We start from the raw sequence: 26,120 nt of genomic DNA, 5'->3' as shown, positions 1-26,120 counted from the left end.
AAGACGTTTATGAACCAACATGTTTTTCCGTAAAGGTCTTTCATTGTTGAACTAAAACTTCAATTAACGACTAATAATTTTTTAATGCCTGATTTTAGCTTTGATATACTGGATAAAGTTCGGGAGAACTCAAGATACATCGTTTATAAAGCAAATCGGATTCAGGATTCGAAACCTGTGACCATTCAAACTTTTCGCTCGGCTTATCCTAGTTTTCGAGATTTGAATCACTTAAAACAAGAGTATTCCATTTTATCAAAGCTTTCTCATCCAAATATTGTTCAGCCCATAGGATTAGAATATTTGGAAAATTTGCCAATCATAGTCAATGAGGATGTGATTGGGGAGCCTTTATCTGAGTATCTTAAAAAAGGGAATTTAGACCTAATCAATTTTTTAAAAATTGCTATGGAGATCACTAAAGCAGTGAATTACCTACATAGTAAAAATATCATCCACAAAAATATTAACTCCTCAAATATTATAGTGGATAAGAACGGAGAAATAAAAGTTTGGGGTTTTGACTATGCGATAGAAAGAGGTAGAGATCTTAATTTTTCCAATGTGAGCGAGGCCTTGGAATTAGGACTGCATTACATTTCTCCTGAGCAAACTGGAAGAATGAACAGGCCTATTGATCATCGAACTGATTTATATTCCATAGGGGCTGTTTTTTACGAAATGCTAACAGGCAAAACGATATTTAATTTTTCTGATCCCATGGAGCTGATGCACGCTCATTTGGCATTGCTACCAGAAGAACCAAGTAAGTTGCGTCATGATATTCCTCAGGTTATCAGTAAAGTCGTTTTAAAACTGTTGAAGAAAAACACAAGTGAAAGGTACCAAAGTTGCTCTGGGCTATTAAATGATCTGCAACAGTGTTTGGATAGGCTTTTGGATATCAATGAGATCACCGAATTTACTTTGGGTACTCAAGATCGATTAGATCAATTTCAGATTTCTTCCAAAATCTATGGAAGGGATGAGGAATTAAAACAAATGAATGAAGTCTTTCAGCGAATAAAAAACAAGAGAGCTGAATTGGCATTGGTGAGTGGATACTCTGGAGTAGGTAAATCAAGTTTTGTCCGAGAGTTTCAGAAATATATTGATTTAGGTGGAGGGTTTTTCATCTCAGGGAAATTTGAACAATACAAAAATAATCCTCCTTTAAGTTCATTATTAATTGCATTAAATGACCTTATCGACCAAATTCTAATCCGGGGAGAGGAGCAACAAGATTATTGGAGGAAGTCAATTTTAAAAGCCGTAGGTAATTCCGGTCAACTGATCATTGATATCATGCCTGATCTGGAATTGTTGATAGGCCCGCAAGTGGAAGTTCCCCAACTTCCTATGAATGAGTCCAAAAATAGATTTGACCAAGTTTTTAACAGCTTTATCAGGTCTTTTGCAAGCGAGGATCATCCACTATGTATTTTCTTGGATGATTTACAGTGGTTGGATAGTACTACTAGAAGGTGGTTGGAAAATACATTAATGGATTCAAGTTTAAAGCACTTGCTTGTTATTTGTGCTTACAGGGAAAATGAAGTTTCTCCCTCACATCCTATGATGTTGATGTTGGATCGGTTTAATTCTCATGGGGTCACTACTACCCAGTTCGCTTTATCTCCTTTAGATCAAAATTCTGTCGAAGAAATCATTGCAGACTCTCTTTCAATTTCAAAAGAATCAGGAAAAGATCTAGCTAAAATAGTTTACAGGAAAACGCTTGGAAACCCTTTCTTTATCAGGCAATGCCTTCTTACGCTCTATGAAAGTGGGGTAATCCAAGTATCTCAAAACACACAAAGTTGGACTTATAGTATTGAGAAAGCCAATCGTGTAAGCATCAGTGATAATGTAATTGACCTGATGTCGGAGCTATTTTTCAGGCTTCCAGATGAGGTTCAGACTACTTTGAAATATGCATCCTGTATAGGAAACACCTTTTCAATAGAAATTTTGAGTGGTCTAGTTGATATTTCTGAGGGGGAGCTAGACATGCAACTCAAATTTGCGGAAAAACTATGCATCATTGAAAACATTAAAACAAAAGAGCGCTCGGGAGATGATGATTACGGTTTCCAACATGATAAAATTCAACAAGCTGCCTTAGGCTTACTTTCGGAAATTGAAAAGCGGAAGGTTCGACTTGAAATTGCAAAAAGTATTATATCTAAACTTTCTGATATTGAACACTCTGACTATGTCTACATAGTTACTGATCATCTTAATTATGCCCAAGAACTTATTCTTGATCAGGATTTATTAAAGAAATTGGTAGAATTGAATATTTCTGCAAGCATCCGAGCAAAATATGCGAATGCCTATGAATCAGGATTGAGCTATATAAAAAATGCAATGGAATTGGTTCAGTCTAAAAATCTGAACGTCTCTAGAGAAACCCTACGGGATTTGAATTTGCAAAGGGCTGAATCCGAACATCTAGCTGGAAATAACACCTATGTAGTAGATTATTTTGATGAGGCCCTAAACAATGCAGAGGATGTAATAGAAAAAGCAAAAATCACCATTCGAAAAATTCAGTTTTACAATAATATCAGAAATTTTGAGGCAGCATATAAGGTTTGTAGGGAAGTAACATCCGAATTAGGAGTGAGTATTCCGGCTAGTTTCTCGCCTCCTAGCCTAGCGATTGAGTTCGTGAAATACAAAGCCATGATGGGTAAAAGGGATGTGGAGGAGTTGATTGACCTTCCGGAGATGTCGGATGAAAAGCTTAAAACGGCTATTCTTCTGATGGCTGCAGCTGGTCAATCTGCATTTCAAATTAAGCCGGAATTATGTGTATTGGTTTGCGCGATCATGGTAAACTTATGCTTAAAACATGGCAATACAGATGGAGGCTTTATCGGTTTTCTTGGTTTTGGCCCCGTTTTTCATAGCGGTATCCTGGGTTTTAGAACAACAGGATATAAGATAGGGCAGCTCACCCTAGGTTTAGTTGATAAATACCAGAATTATGGTGCAAGAGCTGAGGTAAATTTTGTAACTGGGTACTTTGCAATTCCATGGAAAAAACCTGCCAAGGAAATGGAAGGGTATTGGTTAACCGCGTACGAGGCTGGATTGGAGGTAGGAGATTTATTTCATGCCAGCTGTGCGAGTTGTGCGATGGTGCAAAGTTATTTTATGAGAGGAGTTCAGTATGATCTGGTTCTTGAGTCATGTAACTCGTATTTAGATTTCTTAAAAAGATTTCAAATTGAGGAGGGGATTCTCACCATGAGTGCGATTTCTCAGTCCATTAAAAATCTGCAGGGCAAAACAAATTCAATTGATTCGTTTTCTGATGAGGGTTTTAATGAAAATGAGTATGTAAAAAAGTTAGAAAACTTTAACTCAAGGCATTTTGCACACTTTTATTATATCAATAAGATGCAGTCCCTTTATTTATGGGAGGAATATGAAAAAGCCTATGAGGTCTCTCTTACTTCGGACATTTACTTGAAGGATTCTCCCGGGATGCTGCATACTGCGGAGCATTATTTTTACAAAGGATTGATTTTAGCCTGTCTGATCCCGAATGCAAATAGGGTAAATAACTTAAAGTGGAAGAGGGCACTTTCATCTATTGTCAAAAAATTCAAAAAATATACGCAGCAAAGTTCCTCAAATTTTGAACATAAATATAGACTTCTTTCTGCTGAACTAGCTTTGATTCAAGGGGATTTAGAAAAGGCTCAATCTGAATATTATGAGGCGTTAAATTGTTCTGAAAAGAACGAGTATCTACAGATCCAGGCATTGGTTAACCGTCGCCTGTTTGAATTGAATTTGAAAGATGGGAAAAAGAAAATAGCAGCAATTCATTTGAGTGATGCCGAGTATCTATATAATCTGTTAGGAGCCAAAGGTATCGTTGATTTAATGGCTTCAAAAAGGAGTTCGAGTAATTTTTCCCGAATGGAATTCAGATTTGGGCAACGTGCAGATGAGAAAGGAGTAAGTCAAAAATTTTCGAATAATGATTTGGATTTGAAATCCGTGCTGAAGTCCTCAGAAGCAATTTCAAAGGAGATCAAATTAAAGGATTTGCTTAAAATTTTGATGAAGATTATCATCGAAAATGCCGGGGCTCAACGCATGGTTTTATTGTTGAAAACTGAGAATGAATTCACAGTCCAATCTGAATCCTGTACTAAAAATGATGAGCCAAATTTATTTGAAAACCTCCCTCTGAAAAGTTTCGAATCTATAGCAAAAGAGGTGGTCTTGTATGCTTTGAAGAATAAGGAGAGTGTCATTTTGGAAAATGCAGTTCAGGACAAGCGATTTAGAAAGGATCCGTACATTCTAAAAGAAAAGCTCAAATCTATAATGATTGTTCCTTTGATGAAACAAAGTGAAGTGACTGGGATCATTTACCTGGAAAATAACTTGATTGAAGGGGCATTTACAATTGAACGCTTAAACCTGATCAATATCCTTTCAAGCCAAATGGCCATTTCTTTGGAGAATGCGATGCTTTATCAAAATATGGAGGATAAAATTCGATTGAGAACCAAACAGCTTAATGAGGAGAAGGAAAAATCTGAGGAATTACTATTGAATATTTTGCCTCCAGAAATAGCCAGTGAACTGAAAAATAATGGGATGTCAAAGGCTCGTAATTTCGATGATGTAAGTGTCATGTTTACTGACATTGTAAATTTTTCCGGATTATGTGAAGTCCTCACGGCGGAAGAATTAGTGGCTGAGTTAAACTATTTCTACTGTGAATTTGACCGAATTGTTGATCGATATGGGATCGAAAAAATTAAGACAGTCGGAGATAGCTACATGTGTGCCGGCGGATTGAATTTTACCAAAGAGTTTGATGCCTCTAATATTATTTTAGCTGCTTTTGAAATTAATGAATTCATACAGGAGCATATGAAATCAAAGATTTCTGAAGGAAAACCGCCGATCGGTATGCGGATTGGAATCCATACTGGGCCTGTCATTGCAGGGATCGTTGGGATCAAAAAGTTTGCATACGACATCTGGGGAGATACTGTGAATGTTGCCTCACGAATGGAAACTGCAGGAGAGTCTGGAAAAATTAATATTAGTGGGCAAACCTATGAGCTGATCAAAGATAAATTTAACTGTACGCCTCGGGGAAAAATCAAGGTTAAAAACAAAGGTCAGGTAGAAATGTATTTTGTTGATTCTAAAATTTAATCCATCTATTTAGATGGATTTTTCGAGTATAATATTTTATTAAAAATTGTAATTAGTTTATTATGAGTTATTTATCTTATCCGAGGATTAATTTTTACGGTCGATTTTTTACCGATCCTTCTACTGTAAACAATGATCCTACCCATTATGAAGTTGACAATACTGTTCCTTCCCCATGGCAGAATCCAAAAGGACTTCATAAGTTTCAACTCCAAGATTGTAGTATAGTTTCTACAATAGGAAAGGATGGTGAAATTCAAGATCCAATCTTAGGGCTTCCATTTATCACTACAGATCAACCATCAGCTGCTAAAATTGCTGATATTGATGTATACCAACAAGGAGTGCCCACTATTTATGGAATGGAAGTAAGCATTCCAATTTCTGATTCTATCAGTCTTACAGGATTGATTGACCCTGCTGTGCTTAATCAATTATGGTGGGTATCTGTTCTGGCGACAAGGAGTTGGCAAGATGCTGATTATCAAATGGATAGTTTTGGAGGGGATATGAATGCAAGTGGTGTTTACCAATCCATTATACGGGTACCTTTTTCCTCTTGGCCTAGTGATGAGGTTTCTCCGGTATTAAAAGAGTTGAAATCCAGGACATTGCAAGAAAATGGAAATTACTTGGTGTCTATTCGATTTGTTGTGGATGGATATAGAAATGTCCCTGAGGATAAGCAATATCAAACTGGAAGAATTACGGGGTCTTTGGGGCCGGTTTTTGCAAATGAACCGCTTTATAGTCCTGGTGTAAGAATACTGAATGGGAGACCTCAAGATAAAAGTGATCCTTGGCATTATCCAATGTTTAACAATTGTCCCTTTACAATTGATGAGGAAAGAAAATTTTTGATTCTGGACTTGGCAAATGGAATTTGCAGAAAGAATGCAGGAGGTCCACCAGTAGATTTAGGAACTTTGACGGCTTGGATTAAGCCTGACCATGCAGATCCAATTTTAATAGGAGAGGTAGACTATTTAGAATATTGTTTTAATACTTATTCCCACATAGTTCAGATACCACTAAGTGATGATCAGATTACTGCCCTTAATTCATCAGCATTAAGCCTACAGATATCCAGGACAGATATTGGACCCTCCGAGATATTTGTTGAAGATATTACCCCTGTAAATATTGAAGTAGAAGTCAGGCCGATTCGACTTGAAGGATCTCCTGGCAGTGTCGCAACAACTAAAGTTTATGTTAGTAGGCTAGGGAAACCTGTTCCTGGGAAAAAGTTAGGTGTTCAAATTGTGAGTGTTCATGGAAACACTCCGGGCGCAACAGTTCCTCCCTCGAATCCCGGAAATACTCCTCAGGCATTTGGAGCTATTGATGCAACCATCACAGAGACTGACTCTTTAGGTTTTGCAACAGTTTCTATTGTAGTGCTTAAAGATCCAGGATTTAGAACTCCCCAATTGGATGGCCAATTATATTTTATCAACCTATATGATGCGGATTATCCAGTTCCTTCTAGCATTTCCCAAAGTGCTATGATCTCATGCCTTGCTTGGTCAGATTATAAAGTCAAAAAAAATCCAAAGTGGGAAGATGTTCAAGATATATTAGCCCCTTATGTGAAGTTGTTTCCAGGAATGACGGAAAAAATAAATCTTATTGATTTCAAATCCTTTGAAGTCTTTGCGAAAAACCCCCCATGGAATCATATGTATGGTCCAAATACCCCTCCTTCGCATGGAATAAAGGCAGGTGCGATAGGGTTTTTTATGACCAGAGATGAGAATGACACCAGGTATATGCCTGTAACGCGGGATTTGTCAAAGGCAAAAAGAGATACTGTCTTAAATTTTATTTTTAATCTCCAAAACGGCACAGCCACTGGACCAAACAATCAAGAATCATGAATAAATTTATTTTAAAATATATTGGATTGGTGGGGTTAGCCAGTGTTGTATTTTCCTCCTGTGAAAACTCGGGAAGCGGAGGTTCACAAACTTCTGAAGAAGCTCAAGGGATTATGATGGTACAAACGAGTGTGCCAGATCCAAATATTCAACAGGATGTTTTGCCTTATACGATAGAATTTGTGGAGCAAGAATTTTCTAATAAACCTGCGCTTCCTGGATTGCAATCCTATACAAGTGCTGTTAATCAGGCGGGAGAAATATTAATAGTCGGAGGAAGAAGGCAAGGATTACATACTTTTAAAGCTGCTCCTGAGAATAATTTTATTCCAGATAGTGCCAACAACTTTCTTTATGTTATTAACCCTGAGACAGGAGACTTTTGGTCTTTCGATGTAAATGGGTTGAAAGATGAGCTGTCCGCTCCTTTACAATCCAATAATTTGCAGGGATACCATGATGAAGACACGGATGAAGTGTATGTGATCGGAGGCTATGGATGGAAGGCCGACGGTTCCGATATGAAGACTTTTCCTAGTATCATTCGGTTCAAACTTGAAGCAGTAACTCAAGCAATCAAAAATGGAGCTTCCGCAAGTGAAATGGAGGCCCTTATGGAATATGGAGAAGATGACCGATTTGCTGTGACAGGAGGAGATCTAATTAAACTTAATGGAAGATTTTATTTAGTCTTTGGTCAGCGCTTTGATGGTCAATATCGAGCATTTGGTGGAACTGATTTTACTCAGGAATATACCGAAGAAGTAAGGGTATTTACCTTAAAACCAGGGTCTTTGGATATATTAACCTATGGTACATCAACTAGTCCAGATCCAGATCGACCTTTTCATCGAAGAGACGGAAACATTATCGAAGACATTGATCCAAGTACTGGACAAGAAAGAATTACTGCTTTGGGAGGTGTATTTCCTCCAGGTATCATCGGAGGATATGATTACCCTATCTATATTACTGGCCCCCAAAATCCTGTGGTGAATAAGGATGTTCATCAGAAGTTTAGCCAATATGAATGCCCGATTATTTCAATTTACGATGATGAGGCAGATAATAAATCTATTTATAGGACCATGTTTGGTGGAATAGGATTGTATTACTATTCCCAAGACTCAACTCAAAAAGCAATCTACGATCTGGCAACCGCCCAAGGTAGAAATGACGGAATCCCCTTCGTGGCAGATATAAGTACCTTCATAGAATCAGCAGATGGAACTTATTCTGAGTATATTAATTCTGAGCCGATTAAAAATAATAGACTTCTTGGAGCGAGTGTTACCTTTATCGGAAACCGAAAACTTGAAAGTGAAGGAAAGGCTACAAGCAATGGAATCTTAAAGTTGAGTGGGCTTTCAAACGGAGAGAAAGTTCTTGCAGGATATATTCTTGGAGGGATTGAAGCAGCAGCGCCCTTGCCCAAAATTCCAAACCAGGGTACTTGGGCTAGTAATTCGATCTTTGCAGTTTATGTGACTAAGACTCCCTCCGGAGCCATACCAGCAAGCTTTGCAACTAAAGCAGACCCAAATACCCAGTAAAAATTTAAATTTCTGCTGAGTAAAAAGCGAGATTCAATCTCGCTTTTTTTATATGATAGGATTCAAGTTTATTTTCTTTATTTCGTGTAATGGAAATCCAATGGCTCCTTGATGGTTTAATAAAAGGCTTACAGCAGATGAGCTTGCTGGAGGGGATCGCTGTCTTTTTTGGCATCGCTTCTGTTTTTTATTCCATCAAAGAAAACATTTGGGTGTATCCAACGGGTATCATCTCTACTTTAATTTATGTATGGATCTGCTTTCAATACAAGCTATATGCAGATATGGGGATCAATGCCTATTATTTTAGCATGTCCATCTATGGATGGTATGTTTGGACGCACCCTAAAGAAGGAGAAACTGTCTTACCGGTTACATGGTTGAAGCCTTCCGGTTGGTTTTTTTCAATCGTCCTTTTCTTATTTTCCTATTTGGTCTTGTACTTGATCTTATCCCAATTTACGGATAGTGATGTGCCCTATTGGGATTCATTCACTACTGCCTCTGCTTTTGTTGGGATGTGGCTGATGGCAAAAAAGAAAGTGGAAAACTGGATTTTTTGGATTATTACGGATTTGGTTTCCATCCCACTTTATTTTTACAAGGGGTTAATTTTAACTTCCTTCCAGTTTACGTTTTTCACGGTGCTGGCAATAATGGGCTTGCTAGCTTGGATAAAATCTGAAAGAAGTTATGCAGCCTAAACGAATACTGATACTAGGCCCAGAGTCGACAGGGAAAAGCACCTTATGTCAAGACTTATCCACAGCCTTTAAAGAACCCTGGGTTCCAGAATTTGCCCGGGAATATTTGGAGAAACTAGGTAAACCTTATCAATACGATGATTTATTGGAAATAGCCAAAGGGCAAGTGGAACTGGAAGATCAACTTGTACAAGAGGCGACTAAATACCTTTTTTGCGATACGGATTTACGAGTTATCCACATTTGGTCCGAACATCGATTTAACAAAACAGACCCTTGGGTCTTAGATCAAATCCAGAAAAGAACTTATAGTCTGATTCTATTGACCGACACAGACCTTCCATGGGAACCTGACCCGCAACGGGAATACCCAGAATTGGAAATGAGAAAGTATTTCTTTGACAAATATTTTCAACTTGCACAAGAAAGCGGATTTCCATTCGAGGTGGTCAGTGGAAAAGAGGTTTCAAGACTTGAACAAGCAATAAATTATATCAATAAGTACCTTCACAAAAACAACCCAATATGAATCGAATCTTTTTATCTCTATTTGCCGTAGCCTTAGTTTTTGGATGCTCCTCACCTGAAGAAAAGCCCATCAAGCCTAATATCGTATATATTCTAGCAGATGATCTTGGGTATGGAGAAGTAGGTTACCAGGGGCAGGAAAAGATTCATACTCCTAATATCGACGCATTGGCGGCTTCTGGAATGGTCTTTACGAATCACTATTCTGGAGCTCCAGTTTGTGCTCCGGCTAGATGCATTTTATTGACTGGTAAGCATGGTGGGCATGCTTATATTCGTGGAAATGACGAATGGAGAGAAAGAGGTGAGGTATGGGATTATGCCAAAGCTGCTGCAGACCCCAATTTAGAGGGACAACGACCTTTACCAACCGGTACAGTTACACTAGCTTCACTTTTGCAAGGCCAAGGTTATAAAACAGGAATTGTGGGTAAATGGGGCTTAGGTGCTCCGACCACTGAAAGTATTCCCACAAAGATGGGCTTTGATTATTTCTATGGTTACAACTGCCAAAGACAAGCGCACAACCTTTATCCACCACATATGTGGGAAAATGAAACGAAGGTGCCGCTTAATAATCCGATCGTGGTTCCTAATACAAAATTGGATCCGCAAGCTGATCCCAATGATCCCGCCAGCTATTCTAAATACCAGCAGCAAGATTATGCACCTACCTTAATGCACGAAAAGGTTTTAAGTTTCTTGGAGGAAAGCAAGGATGAGCCTTTCTTCTTGTACTATGCTTCACCATTGCCTCACGTCCCTCTTCAGGCACCTATGGGAGATGTGGATAAGTATGAATCTGAATTTGGCGATGAAGTGCCGTATGATGGATCCAGAGGATACTTTCCAAATAGATATCCACATGCTACCTACGCTGCCATGATCACCCTCCTTGACCAACAAATCGGTGAGGTACGTAATAAACTAAAAGAATTGGGATTGGAAGAAAATACCATCATTGTCGTAACGAGCGATAATGGACCGACTTATACTGGAGGTGTGGATTTCGATTATTTCCAAAGCTCTAAACCATTTACCAATGGCTATGGAAGAACCAAAGGCTTCGTATATGAAGGAGGCATCAGAATCCCGATGCTGGTGAGTTGGCCAGGGAAAGTTCAGGCTGGTTCTACCACTGATCATATCTCTGCCTTTTATGATGTCATGCCTACCATATGTGATCTTTTGGGAATACCAGTTCCTGCCGATGCAGATGGAAAAAGCTTCTTACCGACACTACTTGGTCAGGAGCAAGAAGAGCACGAATATTTGTTTTGGGAATATCCTGAGTATGGAGGACAGCAGGCTGTTCGAATGGGTAAATGGAAGGCTGTTCGCCAGAATATCGTAAAGGAAGGAAATCTGGAAATTGAATTGTACGATTTATCTGTTGACCCAAAAGAGCAAAATAATTTGGCAGAAGCAAATCCGGAAATCGTGAAAAAGATGGAAGAGATAATGAAGATGGAGCACACCACTCCAGAAATAGACCGCTTTAAAATGGCAGCTTTGGGCGATAAATAAATTTTACACAATTTAATTGTTTACCACTTTCCTAGGGAAAGTGTAGCTGCCTCCACAAGCCTCATCATATCAGGATGATAATTGTTGTTCAGGATGATGATGGTTTTATTTTCCTCAATGTATCTTACAATAATGGTCTTGTATCCGGGATTGTCTCCTGTATGCATGACCATTTTTCCTAAAGGGCTTTTGGGTTCCAATTCCCAACCGAATCCATAATAGCTTCTAGTGCCATCATTAAGTTTGGCTGGAGAATAGGCGAGTTCCATGGTTTTTTGGGAAACCAATTGATCAGTATATAGAGCTTGATCCCATAATAAAAGATCTAAAGCAGTACTACTTACTCTTCCTGGTCCTTTTCTATTTCCTAACCAAACGGTATAATCCGAGGAATGGAAGTTATTTGCATTGACATATTCCCCCGCTTCATTTTTAATGTGTCCAGCCGCAAAGTTTTTTACTTTGGCTTTCGCTTCTGGAGATCGGATATCGGTGTTTTTCATTCCTAAAGGCTGAAATATCCATTCCCTCATTAATTCCACGAAATCTCTTCCGGTGGCTTTTTCCACTATACTTGCCAAGAATACATACCCGGTGTTGCTGTATTCATATTTTTCTCCGGGCTCAAAAATCATAGGTGGTTGGTATTGATTTAGGTACTCCAGAATATCAGGATTACCCGCTACTTTGCTTTTGTCCCAATGCTCATCCATCACTGCTTGATAATCTGGTACACCGCTGGTATGTGTTAATAATTGTCTAATTGTAATTCCCCGGTAGGGGATATCCAGATATTTCCCCACGGGATCATCATACTCCAACAATCCTTTCTCCTGGCACATCATGATCATCATGGCGGTAAATTGCTTGGATACTGAAGCCATTTCGAAAATATCGTTCTTCTTTAAGGCGACATGGTTCTCAAATGATCGTAACCCTATGGCTTCTTGGTACAGGACTTTACCTTCTTGGGCAACCAATATTACTCCTGAAAAACCTTCACTTCTCGCTTTTTCTACTGCGTCTACCAGGATTTTTTCTTGGGCAATCGTCGGTGAGGTAAATGCAAAAGATAGGAGGATGAATTGAAAGATGATTTTTTTCATGTTCATAGAGTAAGGTTTAGAAAAATACAAAACCTTTTACTCATGCACTAATAGGGGAATTGTAAAAAGTGGAAAATAAGAAAGCCACAGATGTCTGTGGCTTTCCTAATTTGATTCAGTTTGGATTAATTATCCAATCCGCCTCTTCTGGTTGGAGATCTTTTTGCAGGCCATTCAGTAGGCTCACCATTTCTTCCCACAGGAACTCTCACTTCTCTGGAAACCATATTTTCCTCTTCACTGGCCATGTATACCATGATAGCAGCCATAATCACATTGCTCTGAACATCATCAAAAATAATTTTGTCATAAGTATCCAAGTTGGTATGCCAAGTGTAATTAAAATATGACCAGTTCAATGAACTCAAAGAGAATGCTGGTACTCCTGCTGCAACGAAAGAAGCATAATCAGAGCCTCCTCCACCTGGATTGCCAGGGAAAGTCGTGTTGATATCTTTTGTGATTTCTCTTGGAACTTTTGACATCCACCTACCCAAGTACTCATAGCTATCTACAAAACCCTGTCCAGAAACATTAGCTACTCTACCTGTTCCGTTGTCTTGGTTAAACAAGGCTTGGATTTTATCCATCATTTCCGGATGATCTTCTACAAATGCTCTTGAACCGTTTAAGCCTTGTTCCTCAGAACCCCAATGTCCTACCAAGATGGTTCTTTTAGGATTTGGGTAGATTTTTTTCAAAACTCTCATTACTTCCATCATCATGATGGTTCCGGTTCCATTGTCGGTAGCACCCGTACCTCCATCCCAAGAGTCAAAATGGGCTGATAACATCACATACTCTTCTGGTTTTTCTGTTCCTTTGATTTCCGCAATGGTGTTGAAGGTAGGAACTACCCCAAGATCTTTGGATTGCGCATTAAGATGGATCTTTGGTTTTTCTCCACCTTCTGCTAGTCTAAATAGTAGCCCATAATCTTCTAATGAAAGATCGATGGTAGGAACTTTTTTGGTATAAGCTGAGAAAATTTTATTTGCTCCAAATCCTTGTGACCAATAAGAGGTAATGATTCCCAAAGCACCTGCATCTTCTAAAGTGGTAGGGAGTTCTCTTCTGCCTTTACCGGTTTTTTGAAGTCTTTCATTCCAAGCTCTATTGGATTCTGTGCGTTCCTCTTTCATCTTCTCGAAAGATTCTTCCGTGGCAAATTCTTCCCAATTGTAATCTGGTCTACCAGTGATTTGAGGAGCGGAAATCATCACGTATTTCCCTTTTACGGATGGTAACCAAGCTTGGAAAGCAGCTTCATCAGCCACATTTGGAATAACAACAACTTCTCCTTGTGCACCACCTGCTGGAGATGCTGGACTCCAGGCTAATTGTTGACCTGCCAAAGATTTGGTCCATGGAGCCACCATATCAATATGGGTGATTCCTCTTTCCCATCCTCTCCACTCACCCCATTGTTCGTTGCGAGCTTCAATTCCCCATCCTTCGTATTTTGCTACCGCCCAATCATGAGCTTTCTGCATATTTGGAGTTCCCACTAATCTTGGACCGATACCATCCATTAATTCATGAGCAATCTCTTTTAACTGAGAATTTTCAGTTTCTTCCTTGATGATCTTTTCGATGATTTCGTCTTGGGCTTGCACCTGACTTCCCAAAATCAACATCATACTAAGACCGAGTAGGTATCTCTTTTTCATATTTGGTGTATTTAAACGATAAAAATAGGCTTTGAAGAACGCTTTTCCACACCGCTGGTGGATTTGTATTTGTCTAAATAAAGTTCCTCTTGATGATTCCTCCAAACTCCCGGGGTTTTCAAGTTTAAAAACAATAATTCAGGGGTTATTCAACAACCCTAGATGCTTCTTATCTATGGGACTATCTGTATATTTTTGTAGTTTTCAAGTGCGTACAATCTCAATTTGAATGATCACGACTTTTTTTCATGTTCTTATATTGCTTCAATTGAATCATTTTCATGATTTGGGTCGAAATCATTCAGGCGTAACTGATACTTTATTTTACCAAAACCCAAACTAAATCCATGTATCTTTTCACCAGAAAAACTTTTTTACTACTTGGTATTACAATAACCTCTTTTGCCTGCCAAAATGGTTCTGGCAGTAATGAAGTGACAATAGTTGATAAAATTGAAACTCAATCTACTAATCAATATTATGTAAGTAATCGGGCTCCGTTGATCCCAAGTTCTTTAATCAAACTGCCTGTGGGGTCGGTAAAGCCTGAGGGTTTTTTAAAGGAATACCTACTAAGACAAAAAGAGGGATTGACAGGGAATTTAGGAGAAATTTCTGCTTGGCTTCAAAAAACGGATAATGCTTGGCTTTCGCCGGATGGAGAAGGAAAATGGGGATGGGAAGAGGTTCCTTATTGGTTGAAAGGCTATGCCAATATCGGTTACATTTTGGAGGATCAAAAAATGATCGATGAGGCGATGGTCTGGATTGAAGGAACCTTGGGTAGCCAACGGGAAGATGGAAATTTTGGTCCAAAGCATTTTGATGGGGATAATCAGGATTTTTGGGCAAATATGATCATGCTCTATTGCCTTCAATCTTATTATGAATATTCCCAGGATCCCCGAGTATTGGAGTTAATGACCAATTATTTCAAGTACGAGTTGACAATTCCTGATGAAAATTTCCTCGAAGGCTACTGGCAAAAACTTCGTGGAGGAGATAATTTACATAGCGTGTTCTGGCTATATAATCGAACTGGGGACGAATTTTTATTGGAATTGGCGGAGAAAATTCATCGAAATACTGCCAATTGGACTGGAAGGGATTTACCCTTGGAAGATATCAGAAACTACTATGAAGTAAGAGATGGAGGGGAAGTTCCTGACTGGTATAGAGATCAGGTGGATTGGCATAATGTGAACCATGCTCAAGCATTTAGAGAACCTGCCCAATATTACTTGCTTTCCAAAAATGAAGCGGATTTAAAGGCTTCCTACGAAAATTTTGAAATCATTCGGAACCACTTTGGACAGGTTCCCGGAGGAATGTTTGGGGCAGATGAAGATGCTAGACCTGGGTATGCAGACCCAAGACAAGGAGTAGAAACTTGCGGGATGGTGGAGCAAATGAATTCAGACGAACATATGCTTAGAATCACCGGAGATCCTTTTTGGGGAGATCATGCGGAGGAAGTTGCCTATAATACCTATCCGGCTGCAGTCATGCCGGATTTTAAAGCTTTGCATTACATTACTTCTCCCAACATGGCTTTGCTGGATGCTGAAAACCATTTCCCGGGAATAGGCAACAAAGGGCCATTCTTGATGATGAACCCCTTTAGTTCTAGATGTTGCCAACACAATCATTCTCAGGGTTGGCCTTATTTTATTGAAAACCTATGGATGGCCACTCCCGACAATGGGGTGGCTGCGACACTCTATGGTGCAAATCAAGTGGAAGTCAAAGTGGGAGATGGTACGCTGGTAACCATTAAGGAATCCACGCACTATCCATTTGAAGAAGAGATTCAGTTTTCCTTAAGTATGGAAAAGCAAGTCGATTTTCCACTTTATTTAAGAATTCCAGCTTGGGTAAAAAGTGCCTCTATTTCCATTAATGGAGAAGTTGTAAAGGATCATATTTCGGGAATTGGATTTGCAAAAATCAATCGAACCTGGTATAGTGGAGATCAAGTTTCCATTCAACTGCCAATGGAAATAGAAACCAAACGTTGGGAGAAAAACAGCAACAGTTTAAGTGTGAATAGAGGTCCTTTGACCTATTCCTTAAAAATCAGGGAGAAATATCTTAAAAAGGATAGTGATGAAACGGCAATCAGGGATTCCAAATGGCAAGAGGGGGTGGATACCAAAAAATGGCCTTCCTGGGAAGTTCATCCTGTGACGGACTGGAATTATAGCATCATTGTCGATGAAAATGATCCTTCATCCTCTTTTGAAGTAATGAAGGGGAAATGGCCTTCTTCTAACTTTCCATTTACGCTGGAAGAAGTTCCGATCAAAATGGTGGTAAAGGCACAGCAAATCCCGGAATGGCAATTCGATGAATATGGCTTGGTTGGAGAATTGAAAGACCTTCCCAAAACTTCGGATCAACCTGTGGTAGATGTGACCTTGATCCCGATGGGAGCTGCAAGGTTAAGAATTACCGCTTTTCCAGAGTTGAGACAGAATCAATAAATTTGAAATAACTGGCTAATTATAGCCTAAATATTATACAAGTAACCGTTCTCAAAACAGTAAACCTTTTAGATTAATGAAAAGATCCTTAATTATCGGCGCAACCTTGCTTTTTGCGCATCAATTTTCCGTTGCCCAAGCACAAGAATGGACTCCCGTTGAAGGGAAAATAATGACCGAATGGGCGGCAAAAGTAAATCCGGAAAATGTGCATCAAGAATATCCAAGACCACAAATGACTCGACAAAATTGGGTCAATCTGAATGGACTTTGGGACTATGCAATTCTTCCTAAAGGAACACCTATGCCCAGCAATTATGATGGTGAGATTTTAGTCCCTTTTGCAATAGAATCAGCTCTTTCTGGAGTTGGAAAGACAGTGGGAAAAGACAATGAATTATGGTATAACACCACTTTTTCAACCCCAAAAAAAGGAAGCAAGGATAAAGTTTTGTTGCACTTTGTTGCTTCTGATTGGGAGACAGAGGTATTTGTCAATGGGCAATCCGTAGGTGTGCATAAAGGAGGATATGATCCTTTTCAATTTGATATTACTGAATTTTTAAAATCAGGGAAAAATCAAACACTCCAAGTAAGAATTTGGGATCCCAGCAATGATGGACCACAGCCTAGAGGAAAGCAAGTAAATAAGCCAGGAGGAATTTGGTATACTCCGGTGACGGGGATCTGGGAAACTGTTTGGCTAGAAACAGTTCCTGCAAGTTATATTTCTGGGATCAGAAATTCCTCTGACATTCAATCCAAACAAATTTTAGTGAGCCCTGAAGTGACAGGCGTAGCAGAAGGTCATCAAGTAAAGGTTTCAGCCTGGAAAGATGGAACTATGCTGGCTGAAGAAATTATCAGTCCTAGTGGAACTGCAAAGCTTAGCATATCCAATGCAGAATTGTGGGAACCTGGAAATCCCGTGTTATATGATTTGAAAGTTGAGTTGATCAATGGAAAGAAAGTCCTTGACGAAGTGGGAAGTTATGCTGCTCTTCGTGAAATAAAGAAGGCACCGGACTCGAATGGCATCCAGCGAATGATGTTAAATGGTAAATTCCTTTTCCAGTACGGACCACTGGATCAGGGATGGTGGCCTGATGGATTGTATACAGCTCCTACTGAAGAGGCGTTGGTGTATGACATTGCCAAAACCAAGGAAATGGGTTTCAATATGATTAGGAAACATGTGAAAGTAGAGCCAGCCAGATGGTATTATGCCTGCGATAAAATGGGTATGTTGGTGTGGCAGGATATGCCAAGCGGTGATATGGGTAATGGCTGGGAGATGAAATTGGCTGTACTAGGAAGTCAAACTGATCGGGATCGTACTCCTGAATCTGAAGCGATTTATAGAACAGAATGGAAAGAAATCATGGATGATTTTTACAATTTCCCTTCTATCGTGGTTTGGGTCCCTTTCAACGAGGCCTGGGGACAATTCAAAACCAAGGAAATCACAGAATGGACTGAGGCACATGATCCAGGTAGATTAGTGAATTCTGCAAGTGGAGGTAACTTTGAAATGGAGGGAGCAAAGATCACCGGAGATATCATTGACTTGCATAATTACCCTGATGCCAAAATGCCTTCACCGGGGATCTATGGAAAAGAGAACATCCTCGTGTTGGGCGAATTTGGAGGATTAGGGCTTCCTGTAGATGGTCATGTCTGGCAACAGAAAGACAATTGGGGATATCAGAGCTTCAAAAATGAACAAGAGCTTTTAGCCAAATACTCCCAATTGATGAGTAGAATGGAAGAATTAATAGCAGCAGGTCTTTCAGCAGCGGTGTACACACAAACTACCGATGTGGAAGTGGAGACGAATGGTTTGATGACCTATGACCGTAAAATCATTAAAATGAAAGCAGCAGAGTTAAAATCTCTTCATGATCGACTTTATAAGGTTTCGATTCAGTAAAATCAGGTAAATTGGTAGGGTAGAAAGGTTTCATGAAATCTTTTCTACCCCAATTCCCCAATACAGACTGGACCCCATAGCAATGAAAAATATAATCCAAATCCTAGGCTTGAGCTGTATCGTTCTTATGTTTGCCTGTGCTCAAAAAAAACAAACCGAAATGCCTGAAGAAACTATGATTCCAGAAGAAAGCCCCTACCAAATCCTGACTTTATCCAATAGCAAAGGGATGAAAATGACGGTCACCAATTTAGGTGCAAGGGTAATGACCTTACTTGTTCCCGATAAGAATGGGGAATTAATCGATGTAGTGTTAGGGTTTGACACTCCTTCGGAATACCTCACGTCACCTGAACCTTTTTTTGGAACTGCAGTGGGTAGGTATGGAAATAGAATTGCAAAAGGAAAATTTGATTTGAATGGACAAACCTATTCTTTGGCTCTCAATAACGGAGCAAATTCCCTACATGGTGGACCAGGAGGTTTCCACAATGTGATCTGGAATATTCAAGAGGCTGATGATTCTCATATCGTTTTTACCTACTTATCTAAAGATGGAGAGGAAGGTTTTCCTGGGAATTTGAATGTGAAAATGACCTATTTTCTAACAGAAGATAATGAGTTTAAAATCACTTATGAGGCTGAAACCGATAAAGCTACACCAGTCAACTTAACGCATCATTCTTTTTTCAATTTAGATGGGGCTGGAAGTGGTGATGTGCTGGATCAAGAGCTTCAATTGATGGCCAGTAAATATACCCCTGTTGATAGCACCTTGATTCCTTTGGGAGGCAATGAACCTGTGGCAGGAACACCTTTTGATTTTACTAAATCAAAACCTATCGGCCAAGATATTAACAAAGACCATGAACAATTGAAATTTGGTGGAGGATTTGACCATAACTGGGTGCTGGATAAAAAGGAACAAGGAGCATTGGAATTGGCTGCTACTGCCTATTCTCCAAATTCAGGAATTGAAATGAAGGTTTTTACCACCGAACCAGGAATTCAGTTTTATGCGGGTAACTTCTTAGACGGTACTGCCAAAGGCAAAGGTGGCATCGCCTATGAATATAGGTCTGCATTTTGTTTGGAAACACAGCATTTTCCAGATTCTCCAAATCAACCGAACTTCCCATCTACGATTTTGGAGCCTGGAGATCAATACGAACAAACTTGTATTTACAAATTTGGAACGAAATAAAAATCTAGCCTTGATTTAATTGAAAAAGGGATCAGATTTCATTTAATCTGTTCCCCTTTTTATCGTTCGTTCCATCCTTTTCCTTCAAAGATCTTGTTCATGGATTTTTCTATCCTTGAAAAACGAGTGACTGATTGTTTGGCTTGGGAAAAATAGAGGTTATATCCTCTTTGCCTTCCTGGTGTCAATGCTTCAAATGCAGATTTAAAAGAAGGGTCTTCCTCCAGCTTTTGCCAAAGTTCATCCACAAAATCTGTTGCTGTAAGTTCCTTTGGAGGTAACTTTAAACCGGATTTTTCTACTTCTATGGCTTCGCCAATTGTAGACTTTATTTCAGAGGTAAATTTTTTGATTTCCTGGACATTGGTAAATCGAATCAATCTTGCTGCATAGGTATTTTCGCCCTGTTTGGACAAGATTTTATAAGGGTCTTTTAGCAGTGCTCCTTTAAAAAAGCTAAGACAACAATATTCTTTGAAAGCGCTAATAATCAGCACATTTACTCCTTGGAAGGTATAACAGGGAACACCCCATTTGCATTCTTCTTTTAATTCACTTTCCTGAAGGATTTCCCGGAGAAGACCAAGTTCCTGAGCCCAAGAATGGACTTTACACTGGGGAGTTCCTCCGAAGGGACATCTTCCACATCCTTCAATGAAGTAGTTGTCTACACTTTTATTCATCATCAAACTGCTTGTATTCGTTCCAATTTTCCATGACCTCAGGATCTGAAAAAGTAAGATGAACCATTCTTTTTACTATGCTAAGGCCATTTTGGCTATTGGTGAAATATACTAGACCAACCTCTGTTTTTGGGGAAAAGATAAAGAATGCTCTAAAGGTGCCATTGTCTCCCCAATGCCAAATGTATTGGTCTAGGGAAGTGGTATTAATACCTAATCCTAAACCCCATCCTAGAGAAGGGTCTTTTGAGTCCATGAGGGTCTCTTGGGAAATCATGTCAGAAACGAAGGCCGAATCTATTAAACTCGGATACATGAGTTCAAGTAAGAATTTCGAATAATCCTCAGCAGTAGTGTGTAAACTATAGGCAGCATTTGCCTCTTTTGGCATAAATTTTTGATTCGGTTCATTTTTTGGATTATGTCCTACTGCAAAATCATCTGTTTCAGGAAAAATCAGGAAGCTTCGATGCATTTGCAAAGGTTGAAAGACAAATTCCTGAGCGATTAGTTCCAAGCTTTTCCTTTCGATTTGCTCCATCACTTTTTGAAGGTATACAAAGCCCTCCCCAGAGTATCCAAATTTGGTATCAGGATCGAATTTGATTTCTAACTTATTGCTATTTCTGTTTTTCCTCCAGTTTGGAAATCCAGTCTTGTGAGAAAGCACCATTCTGCCCGTGATCAATTGGTACCTTTGATCGGAAGCTGCATCCGGATATTCCAAGTACTGATAAAGAGGCTTATCCAAATCCAATTTTCCCATTTCTACCAACTTCATGGCACAGAAGGCAGTAATGGGCTTGGTCAACGAGGCCGCTTCAAAAATAGTTTGCTTACTTATTTCACTCTCCTTTCTAAGCTCCTTTCTTCCGAAAGCGCTGGAATAAACCATCTTTCCTTGGTCGATGACGGCTATGCTGATGCCTGGTATTTTGGCACTATCCAAAATTGCAGGTAGCAATTCATCCATCTTTTGCACATTCACTTGAGCGGAAAGGGGTTGGGAGATTAGAATCCCCCAAAAAATGAAGTGGAAACCAAATTTAGAAAGCTTAGCCTTCCACATGTCAATTTTGAATCAAGAAATGATCATAAATAAGCTTTGAAACCTTAGCCAATTGATTAGTTCCTTTGTCAAAATCCTGTAAGTTTTTAGAAAGCAGAACAAGAACGTAGCTCCTTCCATCTGGCAAGTATACGATTCCTGCATCATGATGAACTCCTGTAATGACCCCAGTTTTATGGGCAACTGAAACATCCTTGGGTAAGTAAAAGGGGATTATTTCATTGAATTGTTGATCTTTCAAAATGGAGATCATTTCCTCGCAATCAGTAGGAGTTCCGGCCTGGTCCTCAGCGATGGCTTTCATAATCATCATTAGGTCATTGGCTGTGGTGGAATTACTTAATCCCAGATCATAAGCTTTTTGATCTTCCACTCCCCTTAACACCTGTATTTTGTCAGCTCCTAATGTTCTCATTGTTGCAGTTACGTTTTTGGCATCCACCAATTCGATCAATACGTTGGTTGCCAAATTGCTACTGACCGTAATCATGCTATACATAAGATCATTTAATGAGACAGTACTTCCAATTTTACTGTAAATCACATCATCACTATCATCTCCTATGTCCATACTGTATGGACTACCATCTACAATACTTTTGAATTCATTGACCAATACAATAGAATCGTTTAAATCGAGTTTACCTTCTTTCTCTTGTTTAAATAATTCAATCATGACGGGAACTTTCATCGTGCTGGCGGCATGGAATTCTTCAAAAGCATGAATCATCAAGGTATCAGAAGGATCACCCAAATTGAAATATGCCACCGCTACATCTCCTTGGATTGAGTCTAGCTGTGCAAGAACACTTTCTTCAAGACTTGGTTTTTCGGTAGTTTTCTTTTGGCAGGAAAATAGGGAGAGGAATGCCAAGACAATTAACACTTGTTGGGAATAGGAAGGCATGGGAATCAATTTCATCATTTGTTTAGGATTCACTCTTAAATAGAAATAGTGATTTTCTAATTTATGAAATCCAGATTACTTCATCGGATCAGGAAGTATTAAAAAGTTTTCATTTGAGAATTCTGGCAATGATGATGCCCTCTACGAGCGAGCCTAGAAGTAAAACCGCCAACTCTAACAAGTTTAATAAAATGGGTTCTCCAATCAGTGTATGATAAATAAACCATTCTTGAAATACCCAATAGAGCAACCAAATGGTAAAACCCCAGAATAAGCCTTTTTTAGCCCAAGTAGTGCCGGGAATTGAGTTTTTAAAGAGGTAATAAAACCATGCATGAGCTATGGTCAAAATTACCATTCCTGCAATAGACAGGACTAGGTTTCTCTCAGGAGTAAGTTGTATAAAAAGCTCGCTTTGTAAAGAGGGGTCATATAAAATAGAATGGATCGGAGGACTCATAAATAGTGCTCCCATCATACCTTCCCCAATAAACCCCCCAACAAGTCCGGCAAGAATAATTTTTAGATATCTTTTCATAGGGTATTTAAAGATACTCTCAATGAAGGAAATCCTTGTTTTTATAAGAACTAAAGCTTTGAATAAGTGTATTTTAAGATTACTTAAATGCTTCTCCCAGCCAGGCATTGATTTCAGAACAAACTGGATCTTGGCAAACTTCCGAATTAATTCTTTTTACAATGTTGGACTCGATTTTCTGAAGTAATTCGGGACCTCCTTCTTTAAGAATCTCTTTGATAATGGAATTCCCTTCCACAAATCCAATAGCTGCGTCCAATGCTGTTTGGCAAGTTGCCTGTAAACTCACTTTTTCAATTTTACCATTTTCAAATCCAGCATTTTTGGTGTAGGCTAATAAGTCATCAGGATTATTCATGGAATAATAGGCTCGTCCAAAATATGCCGGAGGACTGGCTTTTAAATGGCTTAGAATAGTTTCTTGGCTAATATGCAGTGTGATATTGTTTTCAGCTTTGTCCCAAGTAACAAAAATAAATTGGCCTCTAGGTTTTAAAACTCTCCATGCTTCATTGAATCCTTTTTGTTTATTTGGGAGAAACATGAACCCGAATTGACAAACTACAAAATCAAAAGTGTTGTCTTCAAAGGGCATTTCCTGGGCATCCCCATGGACAAATTCGACTTGGTAACTTTGCACCTTTTCTTTGGCCACAGCAATCATATTGGAGTTAATGTCTAGTGCCGTTAGCTTGGCAGTTTGACTTAAGGAATTAACCAAATGATTGGTAAGTCTACCAGAACCACAACCTATTTCCAATACTTGTTGTGGGTCACCTAGTATTCTATTGGTGACATATTTGGAAAATGGTTCGTATAGATAAGGGCCCAAGTATTTTTCATATACTTCAGGAATAGACTTTTCAAAGGAACTAGATTGATCTTTCAAAGGATAAGGGTTAAGCGTTTGTCCATTTCTATTTTAGACCTAAGGCAATAATTTTAGCTGGGCCAATTGATCCTCCCACTGCAAATGCAATGTATTGTTTTCCATTTGCCATATAAGTCATTGGTGCACCAGTGACATTGAGGGGGAGTTCAAGTTCAAATATCAATTCCCCATTTTCCTTATCGAAAACCTGCATTTTTGGATCAAACTTGATGATTTCTTGGGTTTGTACCTCGGTTAGCTTAGCTCCTCCCACCAGTGCAGGAACGAACTCCCAGTACTTTCCTTCTTGCCCAATAAATAGGAGTGTTTTCGTCAAAACTGGTGATCCGCGTAAATTCCATCCCAGTCTTGGTAAGTTCAAGTCTTTTAGAAGAGGATGATTTCTTGGTCCTTCTCCCATGGGTGATTGCCATATATGGTTACCCTCATTCATATCTATTGCTGTGATCCTGCCATATGGAGGTTTTAAGAATGGCAATCCATTTGGGCCAGGGAATCCAAAATTTTCCCATTCGTAATTAGCATCTGTTTTGGTAGAATCAGATTTGACGATTCTAAAGAATACTGGGAAGGTCATCGAGGGAACATATAATATTCCAGTTTCAGGATCTACCGCAGCACCATGCCAGTTGGCACCGCCAAGTGCCCCGGGAAGATACATTAACCCATTCTCAGTAGGAGGTGTAAAAAGTTCACCCAAGTCCACACCCTTTAAACTGGACCATGCATCTTCAAAAATTTTCGGAGTAAAGTCTATGATATCTTCTTTAGTTACGCCTTGTCTGTCAAATGGGGCTGGTTTGGTCGGGAAAGGTTGTGTGGGAGAGGTCCTTTCTCCCGGAACAGTAGATTGGGGTACAGGCCGTTCTTCAATTGGCCAAATGGGTTCGCCAGTTACTCTGTCAAAAACATAAGTAAACCCTTGCTTACTAACCTGTGCAACCGCTTTAATGGTTTTTCCATCTTTGTTTATATCCAGTAGGTTGGGTGCAGCGGGAAGATCATAATCCCATACACCATGGTGGACCATTTGAAAATGCCAAATTCGTTCTCCAGTTTTAATATTTAGACAAACCAAGCTTTCGGCAAAGAGGTTGTCCCCTAATCTATTTCCTCCGTACCAATCGTTAGTAGGGGTGCTGATGGGAAGATATACATAGCCTAACTCCTCATCGGCACTCATTCTGGTCCATACATTGGTATTTCCGGTGAATTTCCAGGATTCATTTTCCCAAGTTTCATTTCCGAATTCCCCTTCTTGTGGAATAGTATGGAATACCCAAAGCTGTTTTCCGGTTTTCACATCAAATCCTCGAATGTCTCCCGGAGGACGCATACTTTGAGGGTCTTTATCTGTAATGGAAGCACCAATCACAATGACATCGTTGGCGATGATGGGAGGAGTAGATACTCCGTAATGGGAAGGGTCAAATTCTCTACCCAGTCCTTTGGAAAGGTCCACAATCCCCCTTTCTCCAAATGATTCGACCAAACTCCCGTCCCTCGCATTTAAGGCGATCAAACGGGCATCAGGAGTTCCAAAAATGATTCTTCCTTCCATGCCATCATCCCAATAGGAAACCCCACGATGGATAAAAGCTCCATGGGCTGGAGCATTGGACTTATAGGTTTCAGGGTCATAGGTCCAAATAGTTTCTCCAGTAACACCATGAATCGCTGAGACAATTGCCGAAGAAGAACTTACGTACAATATTCCATCTATGGCAATAGGGGTAGCTTGGTAGATAGAAACAGGGAAATTGAACTGATTTACCAAGGCATTATCCGGGGAGTCCCATGTCCACTTTATGGTTAGGTTATTAACATTGTCCTTGTTGATTTGATCCAGCGGGGAATATTTAGAGTTAAATTTATCTGAAGCGTAGGAAGACCAATTTACGCTTTGAGTAATGGTAAGAGGATCATTAGGGCTGGAACATGCAAATAAAAGAAGCCCAACAACTGACCACACTAAAAATGAATAGGTAGATTTCATCTTTTTATTGGTTAGGTAAAAATTTAAGACAATGATTTCCTAGAATTATTAGCTTTTAAAAGAAAAACCAAGACAAGAAAAATTGAATCCCAATAAGCTTAGACTATTCATTTCTCTTGAGAAATAAAGCAAAGTTTGTCTCTTAAACACAATTAAAGCGTAGTAAAATACAAATAAATTATTAGATAGATACAATTTTATAAGAAAAAGAATATTTATATTTAAAAATTAGTTAACAAAAAATCCCCATAGAATTT

17 protein-coding genes are annotated in these 26,120 nt (G+C 39.2%); 9 read left to right on the top strand and 8 right to left on the bottom strand.

Going from position 1 to position 26,120, the window contains the following annotated elements; all coding sequences use genetic code 11:
- Positions 1–84 precede the first annotated feature (84 nt).
- The 6 genes from JYB62_RS13905 to JYB62_RS13880 all read left to right on the top strand — a co-directional run bounded on the left by JYB62_RS13905 (position 85) and on the right by JYB62_RS13880 (position 11,385).
- On the top strand, positions 85–5,196 hold the full coding sequence (locus tag JYB62_RS13905) for an adenylate/guanylate cyclase domain-containing protein (RefSeq protein WP_205646026.1): 5,112 nt from the start codon (positions 85–87) through the stop codon (positions 5,194–5,196).
- Between the two features lie 62 nt (positions 5,197–5,258).
- The gene (locus JYB62_RS13900; protein ID WP_205646025.1) at positions 5,259–7,073 is read left to right on the top strand and encodes a hypothetical protein; all 1,815 of its coding nucleotides are present in this window, start codon (positions 5,259–5,261) and stop codon (positions 7,071–7,073) included.
- Positions 7,070–8,626, top strand: coding sequence for a hypothetical protein (locus JYB62_RS13895; RefSeq protein WP_205646024.1), 1,557 nt, complete (start codon positions 7,070–7,072; stop codon positions 8,624–8,626). Before JYB62_RS13900 ends, JYB62_RS13895 begins: the two co-directional genes overlap by 4 nt.
- A gap of 89 nt (positions 8,627–8,715) precedes the next feature.
- On the top strand, positions 8,716–9,330 hold the full coding sequence (gene pnuC / locus JYB62_RS13890; protein ID WP_205646023.1) for a nicotinamide riboside transporter PnuC: 615 nt from the start codon (positions 8,716–8,718) through the stop codon (positions 9,328–9,330).
- Positions 9,320–9,859 (top strand): AAA family ATPase, encoded by a 540-nt coding sequence (locus JYB62_RS13885; protein ID WP_205646022.1) that lies wholly within the window; start codon positions 9,320–9,322, stop codon positions 9,857–9,859. Before pnuC ends, JYB62_RS13885 begins: the two co-directional genes overlap by 11 nt.
- On the top strand, positions 9,856–11,385 hold the full coding sequence (locus JYB62_RS13880; protein ID WP_205646021.1) for an arylsulfatase: 1,530 nt from the start codon (positions 9,856–9,858) through the stop codon (positions 11,383–11,385). Before JYB62_RS13885 ends, JYB62_RS13880 begins: the two co-directional genes overlap by 4 nt.
- 20 nt (positions 11,386–11,405) lie before the next feature.
- Here JYB62_RS13880 and JYB62_RS13875 read toward each other — a convergent pair whose 3' ends face one another.
- Together JYB62_RS13875 and JYB62_RS13870 are read right to left on the bottom strand one after the other, a co-directional pair.
- Positions 11,406–12,491: a serine hydrolase domain-containing protein gene (locus JYB62_RS13875; RefSeq protein WP_205646020.1), complete on the bottom strand. Its 1,086-nt coding sequence runs from the start codon at positions 12,489–12,491 to the stop codon at positions 11,406–11,408.
- Positions 12,492–12,616: 125 nt separating this feature from the next.
- Positions 12,617–14,161, bottom strand: coding sequence for a M20/M25/M40 family metallo-hydrolase (locus JYB62_RS13870; protein ID WP_205646019.1), 1,545 nt, complete (start codon positions 14,159–14,161; stop codon positions 12,617–12,619).
- A gap of 347 nt (positions 14,162–14,508) precedes the next feature.
- Between JYB62_RS13870 and JYB62_RS13865 the strand changes: the two genes are divergently transcribed.
- The 3 genes from JYB62_RS13865 (at position 14,509) to JYB62_RS13855 (ending at position 19,778) form a co-directional block, all read left to right on the top strand.
- A complete protein-coding gene (locus tag JYB62_RS13865; protein WP_205646018.1) occupies positions 14,509–16,644 on the top strand; it encodes a beta-L-arabinofuranosidase domain-containing protein in 2,136 nt (711 codons plus the stop codon).
- Between the two features lie 76 nt (positions 16,645–16,720).
- A complete protein-coding gene (locus JYB62_RS13860; protein WP_205646017.1) occupies positions 16,721–18,574 on the top strand; it encodes a glycoside hydrolase family 2 protein in 1,854 nt (617 codons plus the stop codon).
- An 82-nt stretch (positions 18,575–18,656) separates the two neighbouring features.
- Entirely contained in the window at positions 18,657–19,778 is a 1,122-nt protein-coding gene (locus JYB62_RS13855; RefSeq protein ID WP_205646016.1) for an aldose epimerase family protein, read from the top strand.
- Positions 19,779–19,837: 59 nt separating this feature from the next.
- Here the strand turns inward: JYB62_RS13855 and JYB62_RS13850 are convergent, their stop codons facing one another.
- The 6 genes from JYB62_RS13850 to JYB62_RS13825 form a co-directional block, all read right to left on the bottom strand.
- A complete protein-coding gene (locus JYB62_RS13850; RefSeq protein WP_317194675.1) occupies positions 19,838–20,464 on the bottom strand; it encodes a YdeI/OmpD-associated family protein in 627 nt (208 codons plus the stop codon).
- Complete coding sequence (locus JYB62_RS13845) at positions 20,454–21,530, bottom strand: serine hydrolase domain-containing protein (protein WP_205646015.1); 1,077 nt, start codon at positions 21,528–21,530, stop codon at positions 20,454–20,456. The genes JYB62_RS13850 and JYB62_RS13845 overlap by 11 nt, the downstream gene beginning before the upstream one ends.
- Position 21,531: 1 nt before the next feature.
- Positions 21,532–22,455, bottom strand: coding sequence for a serine hydrolase (locus JYB62_RS13840; protein ID WP_243431585.1), 924 nt, complete (start codon positions 22,453–22,455; stop codon positions 21,532–21,534).
- A 91-nt stretch (positions 22,456–22,546) separates the two neighbouring features.
- A complete protein-coding gene (locus JYB62_RS13835) occupies positions 22,547–22,975 on the bottom strand; it encodes a hypothetical protein (RefSeq protein ID WP_205646014.1) in 429 nt (142 codons plus the stop codon).
- Positions 22,976–23,054: 79 nt separating this feature from the next.
- Positions 23,055–23,864, bottom strand: a complete 810-nt coding sequence (locus JYB62_RS13830; protein WP_205646013.1) for a class I SAM-dependent methyltransferase — start codon at positions 23,862–23,864, stop codon at positions 23,055–23,057.
- A 28-nt stretch (positions 23,865–23,892) separates the two neighbouring features.
- On the bottom strand, positions 23,893–25,863 hold the full coding sequence (locus JYB62_RS13825) for a pyrroloquinoline quinone-dependent dehydrogenase (protein WP_205646012.1): 1,971 nt from the start codon (positions 25,861–25,863) through the stop codon (positions 23,893–23,895).
- Positions 25,864–26,120: the final 257 nt, after the last annotated feature.

The sequence above is a fragment of the Algoriphagus lutimaris genome, from assembly GCF_017051705.1.
Taxonomy (GTDB): Bacteria; Bacteroidota; Bacteroidia; order Cytophagales; family Cyclobacteriaceae; genus Algoriphagus; species Algoriphagus lutimaris.
The sequence above is the reverse complement of the archived record's forward strand: the minus strand, read 5'-3'. Positions and strand labels throughout refer to the sequence as shown.

Bases quoted from the DNA above. Each gene is read 5' to 3' on its own strand.
- JYB62_RS13855 (WP_205646016.1), top strand. From the start codon at position 18,657: ATGAAAAATATAATCCAAATCCTAGGCTTGAGCTGTATCGTTCTTATG.
- JYB62_RS13860 (WP_205646017.1), top strand. From the start codon at position 16,721: ATGAAAAGATCCTTAATTATCGGCGCAACCTTGCTTTTTGCGCATCAA.
- JYB62_RS13835 (WP_205646014.1), bottom strand. From the start codon at position 22,975: ATGAAAAGATATCTAAAAATTATTCTTGCCGGACTTGTTGGGGGGTTT.
- JYB62_RS13900 (WP_205646025.1), top strand. From the start codon at position 5,259: ATGAGTTATTTATCTTATCCGAGGATTAATTTTTACGGTCGATTTTTT.
- JYB62_RS13875 (WP_205646020.1), bottom strand. From the start codon at position 12,491: ATGAAAAAAATCATCTTTCAATTCATCCTCCTATCTTTTGCATTTACC.
- pnuC (WP_205646023.1), top strand. From the start codon at position 8,716: ATGGAAATCCAATGGCTCCTTGATGGTTTAATAAAAGGCTTACAGCAG.
- JYB62_RS13865 (WP_205646018.1), top strand. From the start codon at position 14,509: ATGTATCTTTTCACCAGAAAAACTTTTTTACTACTTGGTATTACAATA.
- JYB62_RS13845 (WP_205646015.1), bottom strand. From the start codon at position 21,530: ATGTGGAAGGCTAAGCTTTCTAAATTTGGTTTCCACTTCATTTTTTGG.
- JYB62_RS13850 (WP_317194675.1), bottom strand. From the start codon at position 20,464: ATGATGAATAAAAGTGTAGACAACTACTTCATTGAAGGATGTGGAAGA.
- JYB62_RS13880 (WP_205646021.1), top strand. From the start codon at position 9,856: ATGAATCGAATCTTTTTATCTCTATTTGCCGTAGCCTTAGTTTTTGGA.
- JYB62_RS13905 (WP_205646026.1), top strand. From the start codon at position 85: ATGCCTGATTTTAGCTTTGATATACTGGATAAAGTTCGGGAGAACTCA.
- JYB62_RS13870 (WP_205646019.1), bottom strand. From the start codon at position 14,161: ATGAAAAAGAGATACCTACTCGGTCTTAGTATGATGTTGATTTTGGGA.
- JYB62_RS13840 (WP_243431585.1), bottom strand. From the start codon at position 22,455: ATGATGAAATTGATTCCCATGCCTTCCTATTCCCAACAAGTGTTAATT.
- JYB62_RS13895 (WP_205646024.1), top strand. From the start codon at position 7,070: ATGAATAAATTTATTTTAAAATATATTGGATTGGTGGGGTTAGCCAGT.
- JYB62_RS13825 (WP_205646012.1), bottom strand. From the start codon at position 25,863: ATGAAATCTACCTATTCATTTTTAGTGTGGTCAGTTGTTGGGCTTCTT.
- JYB62_RS13885 (WP_205646022.1), top strand. From the start codon at position 9,320: ATGCAGCCTAAACGAATACTGATACTAGGCCCAGAGTCGACAGGGAAA.